6 protein-coding genes are annotated in these 7,320 nt (G+C 63.7%); all 6 read right to left on the minus strand.

Going from position 1 to position 7,320, the window contains the following annotated elements; all coding sequences use genetic code 11:
• Nucleotides 1–39: 39 nt before the first annotated feature.
• Nucleotides 40–1,956 carry an ATP-dependent zinc metalloprotease FtsH gene (ftsH, locus tag ACO06O_RS10785; protein WP_421879402.1) on the minus strand — a complete coding sequence of 639 codons (1,917 nt, stop codon included), beginning with the start codon at nucleotides 1,954–1,956 and terminating at the stop codon, nucleotides 40–42.
• Between the two features lie 168 nt (nucleotides 1,957–2,124).
• On the minus strand, nucleotides 2,125–3,483 hold the full coding sequence (gene tilS, locus ACO06O_RS10790) for a tRNA lysidine(34) synthetase TilS (protein WP_421879405.1): 1,359 nt from the start codon (nucleotides 3,481–3,483) through the stop codon (nucleotides 2,125–2,127).
• Nucleotides 3,484–3,496: 13 nt separating this feature from the next.
• Nucleotides 3,497–4,684 (minus strand): tol-pal system protein YbgF, encoded by a 1,188-nt coding sequence (gene ybgF, locus ACO06O_RS10795; protein ID WP_421879409.1) that lies wholly within the window; start codon nucleotides 4,682–4,684, stop codon nucleotides 3,497–3,499.
• A gap of 112 nt (nucleotides 4,685–4,796) precedes the next feature.
• Nucleotides 4,797–5,324, minus strand: a complete 528-nt coding sequence (locus ACO06O_RS10800; RefSeq protein ID WP_421879413.1) for an OmpA family protein — start codon at nucleotides 5,322–5,324, stop codon at nucleotides 4,797–4,799.
• Nucleotides 5,325–5,542: 218 nt separating this feature from the next.
• Nucleotides 5,543–6,874 (minus strand): Tol-Pal system beta propeller repeat protein TolB, encoded by a 1,332-nt coding sequence (gene tolB / locus ACO06O_RS10805; protein ID WP_421879416.1) that lies wholly within the window; start codon nucleotides 6,872–6,874, stop codon nucleotides 5,543–5,545.
• 67 nt (nucleotides 6,875–6,941) lie between these two features.
• Nucleotides 6,942–7,320: TonB C-terminal domain-containing protein (locus ACO06O_RS10810; RefSeq protein WP_421879419.1), on the minus strand; the 379-nt coding region annotated here is incomplete at its 5' end.

Raw genomic sequence — 7,320 nt, forward strand, 5'->3', positions numbered from 1 at the left:
CCATCAGGGCCCGATCGCATGACACCATGAAATCCCGGATCACTCCGCCGGGTCCGGCTCGGCGCCCGGGGGCGGTTCGGCCGGTTTGCCAGTCGTCGGCACGGAGGCGCGATGTCCGGTCTTTGCCGACGGTTCGTCGTCTTCCGGACGGTGGATCGACTCCCCGTTCAGCAAACGGCGCACTTCGTCGCCGGACAGCGTTTCGTATTCCAGAAGCGCGTTGGCCAGCGTGTGCAGCTCGTCCTCATGCTCACGCAGGACGGAATAGCACCGCGTCTCGGCTTCCTCGCAAATCCGGCGGATTTCGGAATCGATGATTTCCGCCGTCTTCTCGGAGATATTCTGTTCGCGCGCCACGGAATGGCCCAGGAAGACTTCATCCTGGTTCGAATTGTAGCGCAGCCGGCCCAGTTTCTCGGACATGCCGAATTCGGTGACCATGGCGCGGGCCAGGTTTGTCGCCTGTTGCAGGTCGTTGGACGCGCCGGTGGTCACGTTCTCCGGGCCGAAGATGATGTCTTCCGCCGCACGGCCGCCATACATCATGGCCAACTTCGCGTTCATCTCCATCTTCTTGTAGCCCAGGCGGTCACGCTCCGGCAGGTTCATCGTCACGCCCAGCGCACGGCCGCGCGGGATGATGGTCACCTTATGCAGCGGATCGTTGCCGGCGACATGGATGCCGACCAGGGCATGGCCCGCCTCGTGATAGGCGGTCAGCTTCTTCTCTTCCTCCGACATCACCATGGAGCGGCGTTCGGAGCCCATCAGGACCTTGTCCTTGGCGTCTTCCAGCTCGCGCATCGAAACGACCTTGCGGTTCCGGCGGGCGGCCAGAAGCGCGGCCTCGTTCACAAGGTTCGCCAGATCGGCGCCGGAGAAGCCAGGCGTCCCACGGGCAATGACCTTCGAATCGACATCCGGCGCGGTCGGCACTTTGCGCATATGGACTTTCAGGATCTTCTCGCGGCCCAGAATGTCCGGATTCGGCACGACGACCTGACGGTCGAAGCGGCCGGGGCGCAGCAGCGCCGGGTCCAGAACGTCCGGACGGTTGGTCGCGGCGATCAGGATCACGCCCTCATTCGCCTCGAAGCCGTCCATTTCGACAAGCAACTGGTTCAGGGTCTGCTCGCGCTCGTCATTGCCGCCGCCGAGACCGGCGCCGCGATGACGGCCCACCGCATCGATTTCGTCGATGAAGATGATGCAGGGCGCGTTCTTCTTGCCCTGTTCGAACATGTCACGGACACGGCTGGCGCCGACACCGACGAACATTTCGACGAAGTCCGAGCCGGAAATCGTGAAGAAGGGCACGTTTGCTTCGCCAGCAACGGCGCGCGCGGTCAGGGTCTTACCCGTACCCGGGGGACCGACCAGCAGCACGCCCTTCGGAATTTTGCCGCCCAGACGCTGGAATTTCTGCGGATCGCGCAGGAATTCGACGACTTCCTGCAATTCCTGCTTGGCCTCGTCGATCCCGGCGACGTCTTCGAACAGGACCCGGCCGTGCTTTTCGGTCAGCAGCTTTGCCTTGGACTTGCCGAAGCCCATGGCCTTGCCGCCGCCGCCCTGCATCTGACGGAAGATGAAGAACCAGAAGGCGATCAGGATCAGGATCGGCAGCGCGTTCAATAGGATCGCGGCCAGCGAGATGCTGTTATCCGGCGGAATGGCTTCGACGCGCACGCCCCGGTCGGTCAGGGTGCGGACCAGATTGGGGTCTTCCGGCGCATAGGTGACGAAGGGCGCGCCGGACGTGTAGGTCCCGGTGATCTGCCGTCCTTCGATCTTGACGCTTTTCACCTGCCCGGATTCAACCTGGGACAGGAATTCCGAATAGGCCGTCGCTTCGGATTGGACCTGACTGCGATTGCCGTCGAACGCATTGATCAGGAACAACAGCAGTAAAATGATGACAATCCAGAGTGCCAGGTTCTTTCCGAAGAAATTCACGGTCTACGTCATCCTTCCGTCAGGGGCGCCGAGAGCCCCAAAATAGACAAAAACTCGGCCGATCCGTTGCGCTGTCGCGCATTTAACCGGGTCGGACCCACTGCGTCCAGCGGAGATACTGGAATTTTGCGGCCGTTCCGGTATGCGATACACGCGATCCGATGCGGACTACATAGGTCGCGCGGCGGGGTTTGAAAAGGGCAAGCGCCTTTGAAAGTCCTCTCCCCACGCCGTGGAAACCGCCCGGAAGGAAATCTCACCCTCCGGTACCGCGCCTTCAACCTGATATCCGATATGCGGGACACTGACGACGCGGCCGTCGCGACGCAGCGCCGGAATACCCGTACGCACCGGGCCGGGTAATGTTTCGATGCATTCCGCGCCGGATCGGCGGATTTCTGTAACGCCTTCGCGGCCCAGAGCACCGATTTGGAGATCGGCCCCGACCGCTCCATTGCCGGGCACATGCAGGATAAAGCGGCTGTCCCAGACCGCCCCGCCATACACCGCAACCGGCGGGTCGACACCCGCCCCTTCCCGGCAAATCAGAATGCGCCCGCGCCATACGGCGACCTTTGTCCCGGCGAGCGTCCGCCCACCGCCCAATGTCCCTGCGGCGATGGCCTCCCGCAGGACGATCAGATGGGCCTCGCGCGGCGGATAGGGTCGGCCGCCCAGGACACGCACAGCCTGAGACAGGACTCGCAGGGCGACTTCTTCCGGCAGGTTCTGGAAAGCCTCGGGCGCGAAAGTCAGAAAACCCGCTGCGTCTGCCGTAACCTCGGTTTCGACGAAGCGGTTCCGCGCCGCGTCCAACGCGTCCCGGGCCCGGGCCATCCGGGCAGCCGTCTCGGCCAGACGCTTCGGCGTCATTCCCTCCGCCGCGAGGACATCGCTCAGATTACGCAGCCGGACCCTCGCGAAGGCTTCGTTCCGGTTGGACGGGTCAATCACGACCGGCAGGCCCGACAGCCGCGCCGTCACTTCGAGCCGAGATTTCGGAAAGGCCAGTAGAGGACGCAGCAAGGTCATGCCATCGCGTCCGGAAACGGGTGCCATGGCGGACAAGCCGTCGACCCCGCTGCCCCGAGCCAACCTCAATAGAACCGTCTCAGCCTGATCGTCTTGATGATGGGCCAGGAGAACTGCGCTGAACGGCTGGGTCGCCAGCCAATCGGCGATCAGGCGGTAGCGGATTTGTCGGGCGGCGGCTTGAATGTCGCGGCGCGGGACCGGCCCGTCGTAATGCAGGGCTGTTGTGGGAAGGCCGTTCTCGCTCAGAAGCCGGGCGGTGCGATCGGCCTCGGACGGGGCTTCGGGCCGCAAGCCATGGTCTACGGTCACACCGACGCAGACAATCCCCGCCTCGCGCGCCCAATCGCGGGCCAGGAGGGCCAGTGCGAGGCTGTCAGGACCGCCGGAACAGGCCACGGCGACCCCGGTCGCCGTCTGGGCCCGAAAAGGTGCCATGGCGGCGGCGAACTCCGCCGCGTCGATGGGTCTGGATTGAGCGCTGTCTGGATGCATGGGCCCCCCGGGGTCAGCAGCCGTACTGCGCCCCCCGGTCTTCGGCCAGTTTCAGGACCGCGCGGCGCGCATTGGGATATTCCGTCTGCAACGTGCTGAGGGCGGAGCAGGCCTCGGCCTTGTTGCCGAGCGCGTGCAGCGACATGCCCAGTTTCAAAAGGCTGTCCGGCGCCTTAGGGCTTTTCGGGAACCGCGAATAGACATCCACGAAGGAGAAGGCCGCGTCGCGGTAGTTGTTGCGGACATAGTGGGTTTCGCCGAGCCAATAGAGCGCCGACGAGGCCAAAGCGTGATCCGCATGCTTGTCCAGGAACACCTGCAGCGCTGATTCGGCCTCGGCGTAGTCGCCCTGCCGCATCAGGCCGAGGCTGAAATCATAAAGCCCCTGCGGGTCCGTCGGCATCGACGCCGTTGCATTCGATCCGGCGGAAGCAATATCCCCGCCTTCGACGGGCCCCGCGCTTTGAACCGTCGACGGAATGGAGGGCGCGGCCCCGGTGTTGGACCCAGCCGGCGCCAGAGGAGTCGACCCCTGCGTCGCCTGAGGATTCGCCTGTCCGCCGATCACATTGCCCTGAGCGTCCACGATCAGCGTCCCAAGCGTCCCGCCCTGAAGGCCACCCTGAGGTACGGAGGCCCCACCCGAAGCGTTTTCCGCCCCGGAAGAGGAAATGATCGTCGTGCCGGATCCCGGCACTTGAATGACCGGCTGCGCGCCGGTCTCGCCACTCGACACCGCCCCCGAATTCGGAATCCCCGATCCGCTCTGCCGGGGCGGCGTTGGGTTTCCGCCTTCCAGGCGGGTCAGGCGGTATTCGATATCCTGCATCGCCGTTTCCAGGCGCTGCTCCAATTGGCGCATCTTGAACTGGACTTCTTCGACCTTGCCGGTCGTATCGCGCAGACGGCGCTCCAATTCCTGGATGCGGACTTGCAGGCGCGCGGCGACATCGCCGGAAAGGGCCTCGCCGCCGGGATTGGCACTGTCTTGCGACGGCGCCAGCGTGGTCGGCGCGGGGCCGGTCTGACCGCGATAAACATAGCGTTGAAGATCGGCCAGATCTCGCTTCAGATTTTGGATTTCCCGGGAGACGTCCTGGGCCGCGGCCGGGGCCGGGGCGTTAACGCCAAATGCCGTAAGCGCGATCGCGCAGGCGGCCAGCGCGGTCCGAAGGGAGGGATTACGCCGATGAACTGTCATACCTGTCATGGTCCAGATGCTGACCCATGTTCGTGGCAACAATAGGGCGGCCGTCGGATCATTTCGCGACGGCCGCCCCACTGTCGTTAACGCGCTTTGAGAAGCGAAACCGTTAGCTGCTGTAACCGGCGGTCAGCACGGTCACGGAGCGACGGTTCTGAGCCCAGGAGGCTTCGTTCGAACCGGTCGCCACCGGGCGGCTTTCGCCCAACGGCAGGGTCTCGATCCGGCCGGCCGAAATGCCACGAGCGATCAGGTAATCGCGAGCGGCGGCGGCGCGACGGGCGCTGAGAGCCAAGTTGTAGTCGTCGGTGCCGCGCTCATCAGCGTGACCTTCGACGGTGATGGTCACGGCCGGGAAAGCCGCGAGCCAGGAAGCCTGCGCGTCCAGCGTGCTCTGCGCCTGGGCCGACAGTTCAGAACTGTCGTAAGCGAAGAAGACGCGGTCGCCAGCGACCTGCATGAACTGTTCAATGGAGCCTTCGGCCGGACCCGACGGGGCGGGCGGCGGCGGCGGCGGAGCCGGCTGAGCGGCCTGGGTGCTGCCGGTGTCGTTCGTCGCGACGGCTTCTTCCTCGTTGGTCGAGCAAGCGGCGACCAGAGTCGCGGCGGCCAGCAAGGCAATAACTTTCAAGCGCATTGAGGTACCCCCTACGCGGTCGCCGCGATTGTCGGGCGACGTGTACATCTCGTGTTCTGCCGACGTCGAGTGAACATGCGAACCATCCTCACCCTTCGGCGGCGCAATAATAAGCATGCCGGAATTCTGTTTTCAATAGAATCCGGTAGGATTCCCGGCATATTTCCTAATCTGTAGCAATTGTGTCCAGGTGCCGTTCGATCCCTTGATGGTTAACGTCAGCGGTTGAGGGGTGACCAGGCCGGATCCGCGGCCAGTCCCGGCGTCGGGATGCGTCGCTCATTGTACCCGGTCACGTCGATGGAATAGAGAAACGTCGTGGCGTCGTCGCCGCGCGTCTCGCGATAGTACATCAGCACACGACCATTGGGCGACCAGGTCGGGCCCTCATTGTGGTAGCCCTGGACCAGCAAGCGTTCGCCGGTGCCGTCCGGCCGCATGACGCCGATATAGAACTGGCCCTGCAGAATCTTGGTGAAGGCGATCAGGTCCCCGCGCGGCGACCAGACCGGCGTGCCGTAGCGCCCTTCCCCGAAACTGATACGGTGCTGATTGGTCCCGTCGGCATTCATGACATAGATCTGCTGAGACCCGCCGCGGTCTGATTCGAACACGATCCGCTGTCCGTCGGCCGAGAAACTGGGCGAGGTGTCGATCGACGGGTCGTTGGTCAGGCGCGTCGACTGCCGCGTACGCAAATCCATCACGTAAATCTCGGAATTGCCGCGTTCCTCATAGGTCAGGACGACACGGTTCCCGTCCGGCGAAAAGCGCGGCGAGAAGGTCATGCCGTTGAATGGGCCCAACACTTCCCGGCGCCCGGTCTCCAGGTTGAACAGGTAAACACGCGGCGTGTTGTTGTAGAAATCCAGATAGACGATTTCCTTGCGCGCCGGCGAGAAGCGCGGTTTCACGACCAGGCTGCTGCCATCCGTCAGGAACCGGTGACCGGCCCCGTCCTGGTCCATGATGGCCAGCCGATGGGTCCGGTTATCCTTCGGACCGCTCTTGGCGACATAGACGATCTGGCTGTCGAAATAGCCGTCCTCGCCGGTGATGCGCTTATAGATCGCGTCGGACACGACATGGGCGACGCGCCGCCAATTGACGCTGTCCGCGGAATAGCGGCGGCCCAGCATGTGTTCGGCGGCGAACACGTCCCACAGCCGGAATTCGACGGTGACCCGGCCGTCGGCCTCAACCGTCACCTTGCCGCTGACCAGCGCCTGAGCATCGATCTTGCGCCAGGAGTCGAAGCGCGGCCGGACAGCCAGGCTCTTGGAATCCTGGTTGAAGGCCGCGCGGTCGATGGCGCGGAACAGGCCTGAATTGACCAGATTGGCCTGGACCACATCGGCGATCTGTCGCCCCAACTCCCCTTCCTGCTGATTGAGGCCGAAGAATTCCGGGATCGCGATCGGCAGGGGTTCGATATTGCCGCGCGTGATGTCGATGCGGACTTCCGCGCCGGCGGGGGCGGACGGCAGTCCGACCGCGACAAGGGTCAGGATCAATGCCAAAGAGGTCACGAAGGCGCGTTTCATTCCCATCCTCGCTTGGCCCGGCAAGGGCCGATTTGAAAGCATTTCCGTTTCGTCATCCGCCATCCGCCGACGCTCAGAACACCATATCCCGAGGCGAGAATGTCAGAATGATCTTATTCCATTCGCCAAATTTGCCATCCGGCAGTTTCAGCGGGTCACACCGCAAGACCGCCCGCACGACGCTTTCCCCGAACTGCTTAGTAGCCGATTCCGACAATTCTGTGACGTTGGCCGTCCCCACCGTCTTGTCGGGGTTCATGACAATTTCGACCACGGCCTGCATGTCCTGGACATTGGCCGCGCCGACCGGCGGGTTCCAGCAGCGCACGATCTGATCACGCACCACGGCCAGTTCGGAATCGGTCAATCCCGGAGACGAAACGCGGGTTTGGGCCGGTTGCGGCTGCTGCTGCTGTCGGCTCAACGCCGCTGCAACGGCATCGTTCAGTGTC

Origin of the sequence: Pacificispira sp., from assembly GCF_965228185.1 — a bacterium.
Taxonomy (GTDB): Bacteria; Pseudomonadota; Alphaproteobacteria; order UBA8366; family Aestuariispiraceae; genus Pacificispira.